The sequence below is a fragment of the Planctomycetaceae bacterium genome, assembly GCA_041398825.1.
Taxonomy (GTDB): domain Bacteria; phylum Planctomycetota; class Planctomycetia; order Planctomycetales; family Planctomycetaceae; genus F1-80-MAGs062.
Genome location: JAWKTX010000008.1, coordinates 358,343 through 377,528, shown reverse-complemented (window position 1 = coordinate 377,528; position 19,186 = coordinate 358,343). Strand labels below are relative to the sequence as shown.

The following is a 19,186-nucleotide window of genomic DNA, read 5'->3' as shown; positions in this document are numbered from 1 at the left end:
CGAGTGCTTTTTGTCCGACTTGATTAATTCAGTATTACTTCTGCATGCAATGCGCCAGCTTTTCTCAGCATTTGCAGAATTGCGCTCAGATCACGGGGGGTTGCCCCCAGCGCGTTGAGGGAAGTTGCCAGGTCTCCAACAGTCGCTGATTCTTCCAGCACTGTGATGTTGCCACTCTGTTCGGTCACATCAACATTAGTTTGCGGCACAACTGTCGTCTCACCGTTCGATAGAGGATTGGGTTGTGATACCTGGGGGTTTTCGACCGTGCGGACGTACAAATTTCCGTGCGTGATAGCCACCCGCGAAATACGGACATCATCGCCAATGATGACCGTTCCGGTCTTCTCGTTGATCACGACGACCGCCACGGCATCAGGCACAACGGTCAGTTCCTGAACAAGAGCGATAAATTCATAGGGTGTGCTGACATACTCTGCCGGGAACCGAACAAAAACAGTCGCCGGATTAGCGACCGTCGCACAGTTTTGGCAAAGCGCATTGACTTCCCGCGCAATTCGAACAGCTGTTTCGTAGTGCGGCATGTTCAACAGCAGTTCGAACCCACCGTTCCTGAAGATCTCGGTCGGTGTTTCAGCGACAACCATCGCGCCGCCTGCGATATGCCCGGAAGTCGGGTGGTTCTTGACGACTGTCGCTGCTTCGCCACCGAAGTTACCGCCATCAATCGAGATCGCCCCCTGCGCGATGGCATACACAACCCCGTCCACTCCTGTGAGTGTTGTTTGTACCAGCGTTCCCCCGGCAAGACTTTTTGCGTCATCGTAGGCCGACACATAAATATCAAGCTTCTGCCCCGCACGAACGTGAGGTGGCAGGTTTGCCGTCACGATTACCGTGGACATATTGTTGGTCTTTTCCTGCGAACGCTGCACCTGCTCGCGATCCAGTGGTGACGCGCGAAGGCCAAGTTGCTGCATCATATTTAAGGCATTGAATTTGGTGGTCGGGCTTGATCCCCCTGTCCCGGCCAATCCAACAACCAGTCCCTGCCCCGTCAGCTTGTTCTCAAACTCTCCTGCAATCGTTGTAATTTCCTTGATGCGAACCGGAGGAGCGGCGGCACTGGCAGGTGACCTGCCTGCAACGATCAGCACCAACAACACCGTCGATAACATGGCGGCCAGTCGTTCGCTGGTCGTTCGTTCGCTGGTCACACTTCGCATAACTGGCCTCTTTCTGAATAGCGATCGAAGAAGATAAGTAACTCCGTATGGCACAATTCCGTGTATCTCAGAAGGGCCAGACTTTGTTGATGGTTCGGCTCATCCATCCCTGTTTCGTAAAACGCTTCGACACTCCCTCGCCCGTATAGATCGTCTGGAAGTCGGCGATGTACTGAGAATTGATCTTGTTGTCGGGGCCGATGTCGATTGCTCGAACAATTCCTGAAACGTTCAGTGTTCGTTGCTCCCCGGAAATCGTCATACAGCGTTTTCCGGCGACCACAAGATTTCCGTTGGGCAGTACGTCAACGACGGTCACAGTGATGTGATCCACAAAGCGCCGGGAATCGTTGTATGTGGCTCTGCCGGTGAATCCACGCCCTGTTTCTCCGGTCGCATCCAGTGATGCTGATGCCCCCTGTTCACCGAAACCCCCACCGGAGGCAGAGGCGAGATCGAACGCAGCGTCTGTCGTTCCGGTCTTGTTTAAGGCGGTATCTTCTTTGTTGCCAATCTGAGTCGATTCGCTGATCATCACCGTCAATAAGTCACCCACAGCTCGTGCCCGCGAATCCTGAAACATGTGTGCACGTTGCTGATTGCGACGAGTCCAGTGAGAATCCGCCTGAGATCCTGAGTGAACAGACACCATTACAATGCCCACAATGACGGCCACGGACAGCCGATGGCGATTGACACAAAACATATTCTGCTCCTTAGTGAACGAGGACGGTGCCATCGGGCTGGATGCGGCCGGAGATAATTTTTCTGGACTCCGGATTTCGGAGCTGGATCACGTCGCCCGCCAAACCATCCTGCAGAGCTTCGGCCGCACGGATGTGGATTTCGATCCCGTGAAATCGGACCATTGCGGGCACCATATCCCGACGACGAATCCGTATCGTGTTTTGCCGTGGCGCCTCAGCGACCGGCCGATCGCCGATATCTGAAAGTGATACGAAACTGCCAGCCTTCAGATCAGCTTTGATGACTCGCCCGTGAATCGCCTCCGGGTCCACTTCATCAACTTCTCTGTTCATAAATCGAAATTCAGTCTGAATGGCGCCGGGAACGATGGGTTCGTTTCGGCTCAGCGAAACGCGGGTCACTGCAATCTGATAGCGTCTGAGAACCTCGAACCGCGCGGAACGTGCGATCAGCATTTCGTCACCCTGCCACAGCTTGACCGTCATCGACTTGGGACCAGGACTCAGCGCGACGGGTCTGCTCACTTCGACACGCAGGTCCGTCCTGTCACGAATATTGGCGGGCAGCATTCGGATAAACGGACTTGAAAGACTGACTTTCAGATCCTGCGTTTCCGCATTCATGGCTGTTGCCAGAGTTTGCAGGGCAGCCTCTTCAATGTCTGCATCGGACGTTACCTTCGGTGGTTGATAGCGGACGACGGATTCGACCGGGCCGCGCATCTGAATGCTGCGGACACTGAACCCGTGTAACGTCAGGCGAATTCGTACGTACTCAGCATTGACAACGGATTCAGACTCCTGATCCATGTCCGCCGGGTCGAATTCAAACAGTTCAAGGTTTTCAGCATCTTCCCTGTCTGCCACGGACACTGTGTTGACGGTTGCAATGTCCTTTAGAAGAACCACCGTCGCAGTGACTGATGCGTTCGCCTTCATTGTGACTACGATGGAATCCGCGTTCAGAAAGTCACTGAAGCCAAGCTGAAAAATGATCACGAGCGCAACAGCAAAGGCATGCACGCGGCTCAGTGCAAAACAAGCGATGCTGTCGGCCGAATGCCGGCAAACCAGGACGCCTTCCATGGCGAAAACTCCGTTACTCTAAATGATTGCTGCTACCTGAGAATCTGGACGGAGGTCGAAAGCATTTCGTCACCCGCCCGGATGGCCCTCGAATTGATCTCGTAAGCACGCTGCGCGCTGATCAGGGAAATCAACTCGGTCACCACTTCCACATTCGACGATTCAAGAGACGCCTGTCGAATCATTCCATAGCCGGGTTGTCCGGCAATCCCCTGTGTGGCCGCTCCTGAAGCAACCGTCTCTGCAAACAGATTACTGCCTTCGCTCGACAACCCCGCCGGGTTCAGAAACGAATACAGCTGTACCTGACCCAGGTTGACAGGAATCGCACTGCTGCCTGACTGTACGCCCTGAACCTGACCATCCACGCTGATAGTGATGCGAGAGATATCCAGCCCCTGATTGATGGTGACTGGTGGATCAAGCAGATAACCATCCGCATTCACCAGTTGTCCCGCATTGTCGATGCGAAGGTTTCCAGCACGAGAATACCGAAGTTCGCCACTGGGCATTCGAAACTGAAAGAACCCATCACCTTCGATCGCTACGTCCAGGGGATTACCGGTATGTTCAATGGTCCCCTGAACAAAGTGTTTGTTCGTTGCCACCACGCGCACTCCGTTACCGATCTGCAGCCCTGTCGGAGACACCTGTCCCTGCGAAACTGCCGTGCCGGGCTGGCGATAGGTGGTGTAAATCAGATCCGCGAAATCCATCGCGCTTCGTCGGAACCCAGTCGTGTTGACGTTCGCCAGATTGTTGGCCGTGTTGTCAATGCGCATCTCCTGCGCTTTCATGCCAGTTGCGCTGGTATACAGAGCTCTAAGCATTTTTTGCCCCTCGTATTGTTCAGAATCGCCGCACTACAAACTTGAATGTGATGGTATTACCGGAGGCCAATTCTTTTCTGAATGGCTTCTGCAATGCTGTTCATGGCTCTTTGAGCGGCCTCGTACTGACGTGTCGTGGCGATCATATTGACCATTTCCTCGACCGTTGAGGCATTCGACAGTTCCAATGATCCCTGAAGCAGAGTAGCCGTGGATGGCTGCTGCCCTGCTGTCGGCGGCGCTTCGAACAAAGACGCGCCTCGACTTGTCAGCTGATCGACGTTATCGAACCGAACCAGGTTGAATTGACCAAACTCAACGCCGTCGGCCATGAGTCGACCATCGCTTGTAATGCGGACACGTTCAGTGTTCGCATCCGCTGGCAGGACAATGGGCCCGGCAACTCCCATGACAGGAAGTCGATCAATCGTCACAAGTTCCCGATCGGGAGTGACATGAAAGGAGCCGTTTCGCGTGTAAAGCGGTCCGAACGGACCATCCACGGTGAAGAAACCATCACCTTCAATCGCCACATCCATCGGACGATCGGTCTGCGAAAGATGTCCAAACTCGAAACTGTACTCCACAGGTCTTGCTACTGTTCCCAGGTTGACAGACTTAAGCAGATCTCGTTGTGAGTTCATCTGCAGCATCGTGTCAAAACTGCTTTGCGGGATGATCCGCCTGCGAAAACCGGGGACCTGGACGTTTGCCAGATTCTCCGCCGTCGCAACATGGCGCATGTCAGCAACCTGCATCGCAGTTGCCGCACTGTAAAGCCCGGAAATCATGTTTATCCCCCATTACTGCAGCGCCCCCGATGCAGTTACCATTCGCCTTGTACTGAATGTGTCGATTATGTCGAATCGGCTGAATCCGGCGGTTCACGCAATGCAGATGCGGGCTCAGGTGGGTAACTCCTGTGGGGGTGTTCATGGAGGGGCAGACGACGGATACGGAAACTCCATACCACGGGCAGGCTTAACCAGCGATCCCTGCCGGTTCACGCGGCGGCATTTCGATACACCCCTGCGGCTGCTGTCGGCTTGCCAAATGAAACGAGACCGGCTGCTCAGCGACGGTTGGTACTTCCCGAGAGCTGTCGGTAGGCGGCCAGCAGGCTGAAAGTAACAGCCCCCAGAACAAAGAGCAGCAGCAGGATGCTTCCAATGTCTTTAAAGACTTGTGTCCTCTGATTGCGTTCGACCCGCGTGCGATAAGCGATGGAACCAAACTCCAGTTCTTCCTCGCTGGGAAAGAACACTGCATCCGCTGGATCCTGCCCATCGTTCAATTCAAGTGGGGCGAAGACATTGATGGCTCCCTGCGACTCCTCTGCTTCCGGGTCATAATCAGAGCTATCCCGATCTTTGACTGTCGGCGGCACCAGCATCCCATCGGGGACGGGTTCGTCAAAAGCGAGACGTGTAATGACCCACTGCAGCCGCGGCCGATTGTCATTCAGACCTTCCGTCGTACGAGAAACGAATCCGGCTTTCGGAAACCAGATTCCTTCCTCAGTTCGCTGAAACTCCGTAGCTTCCCATGTCTGTAGAAATGCGAGACTTGTCATCGAAGAGACATCCTGAATCACAAATCTCCGAGGCAGATACTGAATCTGCGGATCACAGTACCACGTTTGCCCGAACGATGGTGCGATATTGTCAGACGCATGCAGCGAATCCGTCAGCACAATGCACTGATGCTCGCCGATCGCTTCCCTTCCCGCAAAACGGAGCCCAGGCAGTTGTTCCAGTCGTTCGGAAATCCATTGTGAACCGGGAGACCACCAAAGCCCGCGCAATGCCGCTGTACGACACAACGCCTGCAGGGGGTGATCCATAAACTGATGCAGCGCGGGTGTTGCAGGCTGCAGAAGTGATCCTCGGTTGATCACGCTGAAACGATCGGGGAAGTCGGTGTCCGTTGAAGCCTGCCAATACTGAAAGTCTGAAACGGCCGCACAGACTCGATAGATCGTCTTTCCGGATTCTCGCTGTTCATAGCGGATGGCCAAAGAGAACTGATCCTGATACCAAAACGTGGACAACTGGCCCCAGCTTTGATCGGACAGTTCGAAGTCCGGCGATAATGAACGGGCTTTCGCAATGTCGTCGTCCATGGCCGTGCATGAATCGACCAGTACGCTCTCAAACTGTCGCCGCCATGTCATTAGGCCTTTGGCAACCTCGGCGACCTCCGGATCAACGGAAACCTGGCCGAACGTCCTTTCGTTCAGGCTGCCCGAAAGTTCAGCCAGAACAATCAACGCAAGAGCAAGTGGATAGAAGTCGAACGCTCGCGCCATTAACAGATTCCTGCAATAGCGCGACGTTCAAGCATTTGGACGATCACGCCGCATGGCTGGGATGAAGACTGATTCTCGCATTCAAACGATTAAAAATCACGAGATACAGACACATCGCTACCAAAATGACACCAAATCCCCCCAGCCAGACATACCGTGGCCCGAAGCGTTCGAAGACGAAACCACCGATCGGTGGTCCCAGAGCCAGCGACAATGCGTGGGACATGGAAAACACTCCCATGTACCGGGCTCTTAACGAAGACGGTGCCAGATCGGTGACAATAGCCTGCTTGATGGGAGCCTGAATAATTTCGCCGAATGTCCAGAGAATAATCGTCGTGATGAACATTGACCGGCTTACGGCAAATGCTGTAAGTCCGAATCCGGCAGCCAGAAAGACTTCTCCCAGTAGTATCATCGCTACTCGGTTGCGACGGTTCAGCATGTGAGTCACTGGCATCTGCAAGGCCACAATCAGGATGCCGTTGACGCAAATCATTGAGCCGAATTCAAATTCGGAATACCCCAGCGAAAGCAGGTGAATGGGCAATGAGGAAAACGCCTGCATGAAGACCATGCCGGTCAGCAGATTGCCAAGGCAATACAACAGGAAGACACCATCGGTGCCGATGGCCAGCGCCGCACGACCAAACGAAATGAACGCATCAGGTTCCTGCGTGATCTGCGTTCCGGACGACGGTGAAGCTGGCTCCGGACGGGGCAAATCGATATCAGGATCTTCGCGATCCGTCGGCAGCGCCAGATCGGATTCTGCTGATAGTTCTTCCATAGATGGCATGAGAGAAGGCACCGCTGTTTCCGACGGTGTGTCCCTATCTTCCGGTTGAGCCTGTCGCCGGGGAAGGGTCTCCTGAATAAACAGAGCGACGACGATCCCAAAAGCAGCAGTGGTCACAGCGTCGCCCCAAAACAGCCACTGAAACGACTTTGAGGCCAGCCAGCCGCCAACGGGCGGAGCGATGGCAAAGCCCAGATTCACGGCGATGTACATTAACCCAAAGGCATGCGAACGCTGTAGAGGTGTCGTCACGTCCCCCACCATGGCAAATGCAGCCGGACGATACATCTCAATAATCAGTGCAAACAGGAACAGACATCCCATAAACTGACCACCTGTCCTGGCAAAACTCATGGCCACCAGCAGGGTTGCGCCGCCAAACAACGCAAGAAGCAATGTCCTTCGACGACCGAATGCGTCTGCCAGCTGACCGCCCAGGAGTGAGGAAACGATGGACCCCAATCCGAAAACACCAATGCATCGAGTCGCAAAGACCGGGCCAAGGTTCAGATGCTCACTCACGTAAATCGTTAGAAACACCATGACAAAGGAGCCCGCTCGGTTCAGGAATGATCCAAAACAGAGCATATGGACCAGCGCAGGCAGACTCAGATAGTCGGCAAGAATTGTTCGGGCGGTGGTCCGGGCAGAACCGGCAAGTCGTCGCGCAGGCATTGTTGTGGTCATGGCTGGTGTTCATTCGCAGTATCGAGGAAGAACATTAACCGACACCGACGGACACGAAAGGGCTCACACAACTTTGTTATTCTCAGAAATCCGGGTTTGAAGGGGAAAAACTGTGACAGCCACTGACGCTCAGCGTGTCCCACAATCGTAGCAGAGTCCGCCATACAGTCAGACTCTTTTGATCAGTCATCTGAAATCACCCCATCCGCCCGTATGTCACGAATGTTAAAGAAGTATTGAAGTATTCATGAATAGTTCGGACAGCGCTGCATCACCGGGTGTTTCGGATGCCAGCCAGCATGCGGCCGGAACGGCTGTCAGCGACCACAGTACCGCACAGCAGACCATGTGGTCCGAATTATCACTGGTCGGCGTGGCTTTCATCTGGGGTATCAATATCCCGATCATGAAGAATGGTCTGGATCAGATGAACTGGTATGGATTAAACGCCATACGACTGGTGTTCTCTGCCAGCGTTCTTGCATTCCTGGGATGGCGTGAATTTCGCGGTGGTACGCGGCCAGCGAAGACGTTGAAGAAATCGCACGTTTTCGCCTACGCAGTCATTGTCTCCGGGCTTTATCAATTCCTGTTTCTGCTGGGAATCTCCCGCACGACATCCGCAAATACATCTTTGATTATTTCCACGATTCCGATGTGGACCGCACTGGCCGCCCGCGTGTTTCTGAAAGAGAAGCTGCGGCCGCTGGCCTGGTTTGCACTGACAATTGCTTTTGTGGGAACCGTAGTCGTCGCATTGCAGAAGACGGGCGGCGACCAGCACCAGCAGAGTCTGATCGGGAACCTCTGCATCATCGGTGCAGCGCTCGGGTGGTCGGCAGGCACCGTCATCAGTCGACCATTGCTCAAGTCAATATCACCGATGCAGCTTTCGGCCTGGTCCGCGACAATTGCACTACCATTTCATCTTGCCGTTGCGGCCCCGTGGCTATCGCAGAGCGTTCAGCGGGCAGCCAAACCGGAACTTCTGGCGATACTGCTTTACTCCGGCGTTTTTTCCACTGGTCTGGCACTTCCAATGTGGAGTTTTGGTGTACGCCATTCCGGTGCCGCGCGGGCTTCGGCGTTCCAGAACCTTGTGCCTCTGATCGCCATTGCTTCTGCCTGGCTGATCCGGGGTGAATCTGTCGGCTGGGCTCAACTGGCGGGTGGCGGAATGATCATCGGGGGACTTGTGTTGATCCGTATGGTACGGTGATCACCGAGACAATCCTGATCACTGGAAAATGGGAACGACAAATGCCCGTGTTCGATTATCGATTCTTCGTGAATGCTCCTGTCGCTGAAGTAGCGGCGTTCCACTTTGAACCCGGCATCCTGAAGACTTTGACACCGCCGCTCATGGTGATGCAAATCCATTCGAGTGAACCGATTGACGAAGGGTCTGTCGCACGTTTCACGATGTGGATGGGGCCAATTCCTGTCCCCTGGACGGCCATTCATTCCAACGTCAGTTCCGCAGGTTTCACAGATACACAGCAATCCGGACCAATGAAGTCCTGGGTCCACACACATCGTTTTCGGGCGATTGCAGACGATGTCACCGAGGTCCACGAACATATCGAATACGAACATTTCCGTGGATTTCGGGGCCTTTGGTCACGACTGCTGTTCAATGCCGCTGGGTTGAAGTTGTTGTTCATGATACGGCGGCAGATCACAAGAAGTCAGATTCGGATGCGATTGAACACCCCCGGGAGTACGGATCCCTCAAATGGCGACTGAATCTCGATTCAGGGGAGATCCCTTCCCCGTGGAGGCGTTGGCAGGGTTTCCGGGAAATCATCAGATTGAGGGAAGGCTTCAAGTTGACGACGGACCACTTTCTTGCGAATAATCGTTCCAATCGGCGACGAGTAATGGCGATGCCCCTTATTCGCTGCACCCCTCCAACGCTGAGTGGGTTTGCTGGAAGCGATTGAATAACGTCCGCCGATCTGTTTTTTTTGCTGACTCAGTCGATTGATTTTTCTGATTCACGTGTATGCTGGGAAACATGGATTTGTGACATCCCAACAGCCAGTGAATGGGTCGGAAGGATCGTCTTTTACGAGATTGAGCAGCAAGTATTCCCAAGTTCAGGGGCCTGCGTGTGTCTCAACAGGGAGGCACAGACACTCGATCATTTTTCCGGAGCAATGCTCCCTCCAGCGTCATTGATTTTGTTGGATTATCAGCACTGTTGAATTTCTGATCGGATGTTCGCCGGACGGCGTCGTTATTTCAGTGTCAACACGTGACATCCACAGTCAAGTTGGTGTTAACAAAACGAAGGGGACTCGCGTGTATCGTCTGGATGCCGGATTGAAGGCGATCATCGAAAAAGCGAAGGAACGTGGCTTTGTAACCATTCAGCAAGCGCATGAATGGTTGCCGGATGAGGGAGGCGACCCGCAAATGGTCGATAACCTGATCATGGCGATTGACGAATTTGGGCTGGACTTTATCGAAGACCCTGACATTCCGCTGGAGCCGGAACCCGTCGAAGAGGAAATTCGACAGGAACAGGTTGATCGCGCTGCACGGGCCCTGCTGGGACCAGAAACGTCAGCACTGTCTTCCCGCGACCCAATCCGCATGTACCTGAGCCAGATGGGAAATATCCCGCTGCTGACTCGGGATCGTGAAATCTTTCTGGCCAAACAGATTGAAATTACCCGCAAACGCATGCGACGGCATGTGCTGGAATCTGACTTTGCCCTGGGAATTGCTGTCGATACGATTGAAAAAGTTCGCCGCAGCGAACTGCCATTCGAGCGAACACTGCGAACTTCCGAAACGGAGAACGTACGGAAGGAGCAGATCGAAGGTCGAATGGAACTAAATCTGCGAACACTTCGTCACCTGATGGAGCAATCGAAGATTGACTTCTTCGCCTGGCGAGGCATGGAAGATGGTCAGGATAAGAATGCTCTGGCAGAAGTGATTCGCCTTCGCCGACGAAAGATGTGCACTCTCTGCGAAGAACTCAGCGTACGAACTCATCGCCTGCAGCCAGTCATGAAACGTATGCTGCAAATCGGGGAGCGTATTGAGCAGCTACAGGACGAGATTGCCTGCCTTCGAGGAATGAAGACCGCCGACTCTGAACGAATTTCTCTGGAACGTGAACTCGAAGAATACGTTCAGCTGCTTCAGGAAACTCCCGATCAGTTTCTGCGACGCTGTGGTGAAATCCGCAAGCGGATGGATGGATGGACAGATGCCAAGCAGAAGTTGTCCGGCGGTAACCTTCGACTCGTGGTTTCGATCGCAAAGAAATACCGCAACCGTGGTTTGAGCTTTCTGGATTTGATCCAGGAAGGCAACGCCGGATTGATGCGAGGGGTAGAAAAGTACGAGTACCGACGTGGCTACAAGTTCTCAACCTATGCCACATGGTGGATTCGTCAGGCAATCACGCGAGCAGTTGCAGACCATGCTCGCACGATCCGCATCCCGGTTCATATGTTCCAGAGCATCTCAATGCTGAAGGCCAAGGCAGAAGAAATTCGCCAGAACACCGGCCGTGAACCCAGCAACGAAGAACTGGCCGAAGCCGTCGGGATGAGCATCGAAGAAACCGAACGGATCATGAAGACCTGGAAGCACCCCATCAGCCTGGATACGCCGGTTGGTGAAAGTGAAGACAGCAGCTTCGGTGAATTCCTCGAAGACAGCCACGAAAGCAGCCCGGCCGAATCTGCGGCCAAGCAAATGCTTCGAGACAAGATTGACCACGTCCTGAAGAGCCTGACTTACCGCGAACGTGAAATCATCAAACTTCGCTATGGTCTGGGAGATGGTTACAGCTACACGCTGGAAGAAACAGGACGAATCTTCAAGGTAACCCGCGAACGAATTCGTCAAATCGAAAGTAAAGCGTTGAAGAAGCTTCAACACCATACGCGGGCGATTCATCTGAAAGGCTTTGTAGACATCGCCGATGATGCGTTGCCGATTCACGATGAAGCCAATCCAATGGTGGATATCGACGTCGATATCGAAAATCTCGAATTGACGTGATCCCCCGGGGATCCAAAGCCGCAATTCTCAACAGGCTCCGAAAGGCACTCTGCCCTTCGGAGCCTGTTTTGCTTGCGTCCCGTGAACCAGAGCCAAACATCATCCCGGGAAAGCCTTCGCACCGCCCAAATTACAGGCCACGAAATTCAGCGAACAGTCCGCTGAAAAAAAAACCCGACGTGTCGGCGGGGGATCGTGAAAACGGTCCCCACTGCCACGTCGGGTAAACTCCTGCATGGTTTTTAGCGGGCTGCAGATAGATTCGTGTCCGCCGGATTCGTGTCCGCCGGATTCGGAACAATCCGCATATTGCCTGACTCAGGCAGCGTAAGCTTCCAGCGCTTCCAGTCCCATGCGATTACAAAAATCACCAAATGATTCCGCATTCTTTCGATCGGCCTTGTATGCCATCAGCAGCGGCGACAACGTTGCAGTGATGTCTTCCAGCGGAACCATATCCCGGTAGATAAACGCCAAACGTGTTCCTTCCGCATTTCCGCCCAGAAACATGGTGTATTTGCCAACTGCCCGACCAACCAATCCGATATCCGGCGTGTATGGTCTGGCACAGCCGTTGGGACAACCTGTCATATGGACGGCGATTTTGTCGGACTGCAGTCCCAGTCTGGAAATCTCCTTCTCCAGAGAATCAATGACCCCGGGCAGTGCACGTTCGGACTCCGTGATGGACAGACCACAGGTTGGGAAGGCTGGACAGGCGATTGAATAGCGGCGTAGAAGCGAGAGTTCATCCGCTTTGCGAATGCCATACTCCGACAGCATCGCATCAATGTCAGATTTGTCTTTGGGATCAATATCACAAAGGATAACGCTCTGAAGTGCGGTCAGTCGCGTATCCATACCATAACGGGTCAGAATTGCTTTCAGGCCCGACTTAAGACGCAGGCTGCCTTCGTCTTTGATGCGACCATTTTCGACATTGATGCCAAGGAATAATTTGCCATCCCCCTGTTCATGCCAGCCGATATGGTCGTCCACACCAGTCACATCAGAAGGATGAGGATCCGAGAGGCTGGACCCATAGTACTGTTCAACAGTGGCTCGAAACTTTTCCAGGCCCCAGTCTGCAATCAGGTACTTCATCCTTGCGCGTTTGCGATCATCTCGATTGCCGTGATCTCGCTGTACCTTCACGATCGCTTCGCACACACCCACGACTTGCTCGGGCGTTACAAAAGCCAGTTTCTTGGCAATGGCCGGGAAAGTTTTTTCGGCGGATGGTGTACGTCCCATGCCGCCGCCAACCAGTACGTTGTACCCGACAATCGTTTCGTCTTCGACCACAGCCAGTAGACCGAGATCGTTACAATACACGTCAACACAATTGTCATGCGGAAGCGCTATCGCCATCTTGAACTTGCGTGGCAAGTAGCGCTCACCATAAATGGGCTCGTCAACAGGCTGAAACTCAGAGGCGTTCGTTTCGTTCCCCTCATCGTCTTTCAGCCAGAGATCAAAGTAGGCTGTCGTTTTGGGTTTGAAGTGCTCAGCCAGTGTCTGAGACAACGCCTGCATCTGGTCATAAACGGCATTGTTCCTGAACGGGGCCGGACAACACATGACATTACGATTCACATCGCCACATGCGGCGAATGTTGTCAGCATCGTCTTGTTAATACTTCGGATGACTTCTCGAAGATTCTGTTTCAGCACTCCATGCAGCTGAAATCCCTGCCGAGTGGTAATTCTCACTGTTCCGTTAGCAAGCTGATCACACAATTCCAGTTCTGCCAGAAACTGAGCATTGGTCACGCGACCACCCGGAACCCGGGTCCGCACCATACAGGAGTATTGTTTGCCAATCAGGTTGCCATCTTCATCTTTTGCTTTCCGCAGGTCACGGTCATCCTGCATGTACGAACCATGATGCTTCAGCAGGTTCGAGGCGTCGTCGCTGAAACTCGCTTCATCATTTCGGAGTTCATCGCCAATGGAGCCGCGCAGCTGATGGCTTTCGAGCTTGAGCAACTCGACTTTGCTTAACTTCAGTTCTTCTGACATGAAATCGGGGTCTTTGGTAAAAAGCATTCCTTGAAGGAAATAAGCCCTGTTTGGGTCTCTAAACCAACGAAAAGTGATGGCGTCTGCCAGGCATTTCCGTGACCGGCGAGTATAAAGGGATCGTTTCTGCTTGGCCAGTCGCGATTTTCGCGGTCCGTTTTTCATCAACGGCCCGTTCTTCCTGTTTTCAGGCAACGGACAGGTTCCCGTCCGCAACCTCGGCAACGAACCATGATGCACCATTTGATCAGAAGTATCATCGCCACCGCCTTCTGCGTCGCCACCTGCTGCCTGGCTCCATACACCCTGCCAGCTGACGAGTCGCAGCAGCCAAGAATCCAGGGCGTACCCACTAAAACTCTGCCGATTGATGGGCAGGTCTTCGAGATCGAGGGCCGAACGGCATTCCTCATTCCTCCGGAATCAGTTCGACCAGGACAAGCTGTGCCCTGGATCTGGTACGCACCAACACTTCCCAATCTTCCATCAAACGCAGAAGAATGGATGTTTCGTCGATTCACCCGAAATGGCATTGCGATTGCCGGCATCGACGTTGGCGAATCCTACGGCAGCCCCGCAGGCTCACGGTTGTATACACTGCTCTACGAACACCTTGTATCGAAAGGGTTTTCGAGCAGACCCATCCTGCTCGGTCGAAGTCGCGGCGGATTGATGACCCTCTCCTGGGCAGCCGATCATCCCGATCGTGTGGGGGCGTTTGCCGGAATCTACCCCGTGTGCAATCTTGCCAGCTATCCCGGGCTGGACCGCGCATGCGGAGCGTTTCAGTTGTCTGCTCAGGAATTGTCGCAACGACTGAAAGAATTCAATCCCATCGATCGGCTTGGACCGCTTGCGAAAGCTGGCGTGCCGATGTTCTCGATCCATGGCGACGTGGACACCGTTGTTCCGCTGGAGAAGAACTCCGGAATGATGCGTGATCGCTACGTCGCTCTGGGCGGCCAAATGCAATTGATTGTGCCGAAGGGACAGGGACACAATATGTGGAAGGGTTTCTTTGAATGCGAAGAGCTGATGGCCTTTATCGGAACCCATGCATTCGAATTCGGTGAACTGATCTTTGAAGACACATTCGAACGCGACGAACCTCAGGAACTTAAAGATGAACCGGGAAACGGATGGACAACCAGCAGTGACACAACTGCCGGAGGTCACAAGCAAGTGGATCTGCGCGAGGGATCCATGTTTATCGAAACCCACAAAACAGCCAACCACGCAGCATCTGTCCGCCATCCTTTTGAATTTCAGAACGGTGTCATTGAACTACGACTCATGCTTCCAAGCGACACAGACAGCCTGAATATCAACATTGCCGATCCTGAATTCAAAGATGTTCACGCTGGCCATCTCTTCAGTGTCAAAGTCAGCACGACTCATATCACGATTGAGGACCTTGCGACTGGGGTGATGAAAACCAGTATTCGTACGGCTCGCCAGAACGGGCAGTTGACGAACGAACAACAGTCCATGTTATCGAAACTGAAACTAAGCACTGCTCATGCGATTGCGAAGAATGAATGGCATCACATCGTTATTCAAATTCACAAGGATCAGGCGAAAGTACTGATCGATGGCCGGCAGATCGCTGAATTTCAATCTCCCGGTATTGCCCACCCGAACAAGCGAGTGCTGCGTTTGCTCCCACCAGAAGCAGCTGTGGTCGACGATATCCGCATCTGGCGAAGCGTGGCAACCTCCCACAGGCCTGCCGCTGTTTCGCACCGAACAGCGCAGATGAAACTGAGCCAGCCGTTGGACTACCAGGTCGTTCAGCGCACTCCAGACAATGCAGGTCGTGTCCGGGTGTCAGGCACGCTCGAAGACGCACCTTCCCGGGAACAAACCGTGTCCTTCGAAGCGAGATATGTGCGTGCGAACGAAACAACAGATCAAACCAGCGTCAAATGGTTGCGAGTCTCTGATCTGATGGAAGGCAACCGTTTTTCGGGAGAGCTGACTGTGCCATCCGGTGGTTGGTATCAAGTTCAGGTTCGCTCTCTTTGCGGAGGCGAGGTGGTCGCCACGACACAAATTGACCACGTTGGTGTGGGAGAGATTTTCATCGTTGCCGGCCAATCCAATTCGGCCAATCATGGCGAAGGCAGACAATCGCCGGAAACGGGACGCGTGGCAGCATTCGATGGGAATCGATGGCAGATTGCCCACGACCCGCAGCCGGGGGCGAGCGGCAATGGAGGCAGTTTTCTGCCAGCCTTTGGTGATGCCGTTGTCCGTCAGTTTCATGTCCCGGTGGGTTTCGTTGCCTGTGGTATCGGAGCCACCAGCGTTCGTGAATGGCTGCCCAGGGGCGAAACATTTCGAAACCCGCCAACCATTGAGAGTCGCGTCGTTCGATTAGACAATGGAGACTGGGCGAGCAATGGACAGGCATTTCAAACGTTGATCCATCGAATGAAACCATTGGGGATTCAGGGTTTCAGGGCTGTTCTCTGGCACCAGGGCGAAAGCGATGCCAACCAGAAAGATCAGAGCCGGACATTACCGGGAACCGAATACGCAACCTACTTGCGGCGCCTCATTGAAGCATCCCGGCAGGAAACTGGCTGGCAGGTCCCGTGGTTTGTCGCCCAGGCCACCTACCACGTGCCCGGGGATGAATCGTCACCAGAGATTCGGCAGGCACAGGCCTCGCTGTGGCGAGACGGTGTAGCTTTTCAGGGACCGGACACCGACACACTGGTCGGCAGAATGCGGGAAGCCAATGGGCAAGGCGTCCACTTCAGTGAAGAAGGCCTGAAAGCACATGGCCAACTCTGGGCTGAACTGGTAATTCCCTGGCTCCACCGCGAAACAGCGGCCTCAACAGAAAAATCAACGACAACGGAATAGTACGAACACAGGAAGCAACCTTCCCAAATGTCAGTCCATTGGCGATCATGCTGACCGCTGATTCCCGAATCGTATGATGCGATCGGATACCGAAGCAGAAGAAAGGATTCACCGAGTATGCCTGCTGCCCATCCCAGAATTTCTGACTGTGGTAACCTGTTCTTTCTGCCCTGCCTGCTTGGTATCGTGTTTTGGGCCATTGCTGAGAACCGCGTTTCCGCAGACACGGCAAAGGTGACTGCGACACCAGGAGAACCTGCGACCATGGCACAGGCGGCCTCAGAGTCGCTGGAGAAACTCAAGACGCTGCAAATTGAAGGTGTCAGTGCGTTTTCGTCAGAGGAAATTCTTGCCGCGTTACGAATGGACGATCACCTTCGGCACCCTGCCGTGTCCAAACTGCCTCTGCCACAATTCTTTGATGTCGTCTCCGAACGCATCGCAGCCGGCTACATCGAACTCGCCTACTACGATGTGAAAACAAAAGTGTTACCTGCCGCAGCAAACTCATCAGAGGCTGCTAAACCAACGGAGGTATCCGAGTCTGAATCACAGCCTGAAACAGGCTGGAAAATACAGATTCAGGAGGGAGAGCAATACAAACTTGGGCCAGTCCACATTCATGGAGTTTCAGAGTCTGTATCGAATCAGCTCCGGAGACTGATCGAAACCGGTTCCGGCGAACCCACCCCAATTATTCAGGATCACACTGGAAAATACTCCACGGATGTCCTTTCCTTCTGGACCGTCGGAGATCCCTGCGCATTGCTGGATCAAAAGCGACAAAAAGCAACAAAGCTGATTGAGGTTTGGCTGGATCACAACGGATTCTGGTTCCCCGAATTTCAGGTCCGTATCGATAAGAATCCAACAACCAGGACACAGGACCTAAGTGTTTCCTTTCAGGAAACGGGCGGACCGATCACTGTTAACAAAGTATTCGTGAAGGGAAACAAAGAAAGTTCCACAGAACAAATTCTGGAACTCCTGCAGCTGAAACCTCCTTTTGCATACAACGAAGCCGTCCGAAATCGAATCAGGGAACAGCTGACGCAAAGCGGTCGATTTTCGGCCGTGGATGTCATTCCGGAAATCCCGTTCGGCCCGAATCAGCCGATCGCTGTCACCATTCAGGTTGCAGAATCAGCCAACTTCCCCGGTCTCGGTGCCCCGCTGTCGCCAGAACAATCCTATGCTCTGCGAATCTCTCAATGGCTCAACAACTGGCACACGAGCGACGAAGATATGGTTGTACGGATAGGCAGCTATGTGACGTCCAGCAATCCAGCCGAAAAGACAATCTATAGTTCCGCCCACATCATCAACCAGATGCTGCTTGGTACCTCCCCGCCCCAACAGATCGAGACAACGATTGTGATCTCCCCGGGAAAAGGGTTCCAGATCGAACTTCAGGCATCTTCTGACGATCAGCATCTACTTCCGGCTCGTCAGCTCATCTTCACAGAAAAATTCGCCCAGTTTCAGATTGCGGACTCACATCGTCCGTTTCTACTATCAACTCGCGATACAGGCATCGTCGCAGAGCTCGGCATTAGTCAACAGTTCAACCCAAATGGCGAGCTTCAGTCGCATGGTAAATTTGATTTCGCAATCAATGTCAAACGCAGCCCCTTCTTTCAGTGTTGCCTGAAAACGACGCCTCAATTGATCCTGTCCGAAATCGAATCCATCCGACCAGCCGGGGAGAACGGCAACCTTCTGGAAGCGCGATTCAGGACCAACAATTCAACTGTTGTCTTCGACAGCCAATCCGGTCGGATTCAATCCCTGGAGTTCTACGACGAAGACATCTTCGGTTCCATTCACCTGGAACCAGGAGCACTTGATCGTCAGGTCGCAAGTCTATCCTCACAGCTTGAAGAAGCGGACGTTCGCGAAAGAACGACTCTCGGCCTGACAGCTATCGGAAGAGGGCTTGTCCTGGAGTACGCCGATCGGCTCAGGCAGGATGGCCGCGAGCTGGACGCTCGGCTGCTGGAAAAGCTGTTCAATGCGTCCCTCTGGTCACGCATCAATGATGTGTTTGTGAAAATGGAAACGCAACTTTCGACTGCATCTCTGATCCGGACCGACGGGGCAATGGATGACTGGATGCAGGATTTTGACCAAATCATGAAACACGGAGAGAGTATCTCGACAAGTTCAGACGTCGATGAGGCCATTGTACAGGGCCTTCTGCGCATCCCGGAGACAAAGGAACTCATACGGGAATTGGTCCGCACAGCGCAATCTCTGGATCAGGAAGAAGTCGAGCGTCTTGCAACCATCATTCAGCAGGGCGAAGTCTTTGGGGCGGGGAAGGGAATCAATATCCGCCCGATCTGCATGGCCCTTCGCAGCATCGACACAACCGACGATACGACGCTGGAAGAAAACCTCGTTCCGGTTGTCGCATCCGGAGTGAAAGCACTGCAACCAGCGGACCGACCAGCCCGCAGAATCCACCCTGCCAGCCGTTCAAAACGATCCGGCGGATTCGATATCGTGCCAAACAGCCTGAAGCCGGATGACCAAAACAAGTCAAAACGCGACGCCTCCAGTGAAAAGAAAAACCCAACCGGAACACTGAAGAACGTACTTACCCCAACAACCCTGAATGGCATCATCGAGTAGAAACAGGCTGCCGGAGCGTCGCGGGTTGG

The 19,186-nt window shown here is 53.6% G+C and carries 13 protein-coding genes; 5 read left to right on the top strand and 8 right to left on the bottom strand.

Annotated elements, in window-relative coordinates; translation table 11 throughout:
* Positions 1-23: 23 nt before the first annotated feature.
* From R3C20_16340 to R3C20_16310, 7 genes are all read right to left on the bottom strand, one after another.
* Positions 24-1,187, bottom strand: coding sequence for a flagellar basal body P-ring protein FlgI (locus tag R3C20_16340; GenBank protein ID MEZ6042073.1), 1,164 nt, complete (start codon positions 1,185-1,187; stop codon positions 24-26).
* Positions 1,188-1,254: 67 nt separating this feature from the next.
* Positions 1,255-1,893: a flagellar basal body L-ring protein FlgH gene (locus tag R3C20_16335; protein ID MEZ6042072.1), complete on the bottom strand. Its 639-nt coding sequence runs from the start codon at positions 1,891-1,893 to the stop codon at positions 1,255-1,257.
* A gap of 10 nt (positions 1,894-1,903) precedes the next feature.
* On the bottom strand, positions 1,904-2,980 hold the full coding sequence (gene flgA, locus R3C20_16330) for a flagellar basal body P-ring formation chaperone FlgA (protein ID MEZ6042071.1): 1,077 nt from the start codon (positions 2,978-2,980) through the stop codon (positions 1,904-1,906).
* 32 nt (positions 2,981-3,012) lie between these two features.
* Entirely contained in the window at positions 3,013-3,810 is a 798-nt protein-coding gene (gene flgG / locus R3C20_16325; protein MEZ6042070.1) for a flagellar basal-body rod protein FlgG, read from the bottom strand.
* A 56-nt stretch (positions 3,811-3,866) separates the two neighbouring features.
* Positions 3,867-4,601, bottom strand: a complete 735-nt coding sequence (locus R3C20_16320) for a flagellar hook basal-body protein (protein MEZ6042069.1) — start codon at positions 4,599-4,601, stop codon at positions 3,867-3,869.
* Positions 4,602-4,882: 281 nt separating this feature from the next.
* The gene (locus R3C20_16315) at positions 4,883-6,118 is read right to left on the bottom strand and encodes a hypothetical protein (GenBank protein MEZ6042068.1); all 1,236 of its coding nucleotides are present in this window, start codon (positions 6,116-6,118) and stop codon (positions 4,883-4,885) included.
* Positions 6,119-6,161: 43 nt separating this feature from the next.
* Entirely contained in the window at positions 6,162-7,604 is a 1,443-nt protein-coding gene (locus tag R3C20_16310) for an MFS transporter (GenBank protein ID MEZ6042067.1), read from the bottom strand.
* A 247-nt stretch (positions 7,605-7,851) separates the two neighbouring features.
* On the opposite strand from R3C20_16310, the gene R3C20_16305 reads away from it, so the two are divergent.
* The 3 genes from R3C20_16305 (at position 7,852) to R3C20_16295 (ending at position 11,630) form a co-directional block, all read left to right on the top strand.
* Positions 7,852-8,823: a DMT family transporter gene (locus R3C20_16305; GenBank protein ID MEZ6042066.1), complete on the top strand. Its 972-nt coding sequence runs from the start codon at positions 7,852-7,854 to the stop codon at positions 8,821-8,823.
* Between the two features lie 41 nt (positions 8,824-8,864).
* A complete protein-coding gene (locus tag R3C20_16300) occupies positions 8,865-9,350 on the top strand; it encodes a hypothetical protein (GenBank protein ID MEZ6042065.1) in 486 nt (161 codons plus the stop codon).
* Between the two features lie 558 nt (positions 9,351-9,908).
* A complete protein-coding gene (locus tag R3C20_16295) occupies positions 9,909-11,630 on the top strand; it encodes a sigma-70 family RNA polymerase sigma factor (protein ID MEZ6042064.1) in 1,722 nt (573 codons plus the stop codon).
* 318 nt (positions 11,631-11,948) lie between these two features.
* Here R3C20_16295 and R3C20_16290 read toward each other — a convergent pair whose 3' ends face one another.
* Complete coding sequence (locus R3C20_16290; GenBank protein ID MEZ6042063.1) at positions 11,949-13,652, bottom strand: NADPH-dependent assimilatory sulfite reductase hemoprotein subunit; 1,704 nt, start codon at positions 13,650-13,652, stop codon at positions 11,949-11,951.
* 231 nt (positions 13,653-13,883) lie between these two features.
* Here R3C20_16290 and R3C20_16285 point away from each other — a divergent pair, with 231 nt between their 5' ends.
* Positions 13,884-16,523, top strand: a complete 2,640-nt coding sequence (locus R3C20_16285) for a sialate O-acetylesterase (protein MEZ6042062.1) — start codon at positions 13,884-13,886, stop codon at positions 16,521-16,523.
* A gap of 117 nt (positions 16,524-16,640) precedes the next feature.
* Complete coding sequence (locus R3C20_16280; protein MEZ6042061.1) at positions 16,641-19,157, top strand: POTRA domain-containing protein; 2,517 nt, start codon at positions 16,641-16,643, stop codon at positions 19,155-19,157.
* Positions 19,158-19,186 lie beyond the last annotated feature (29 nt).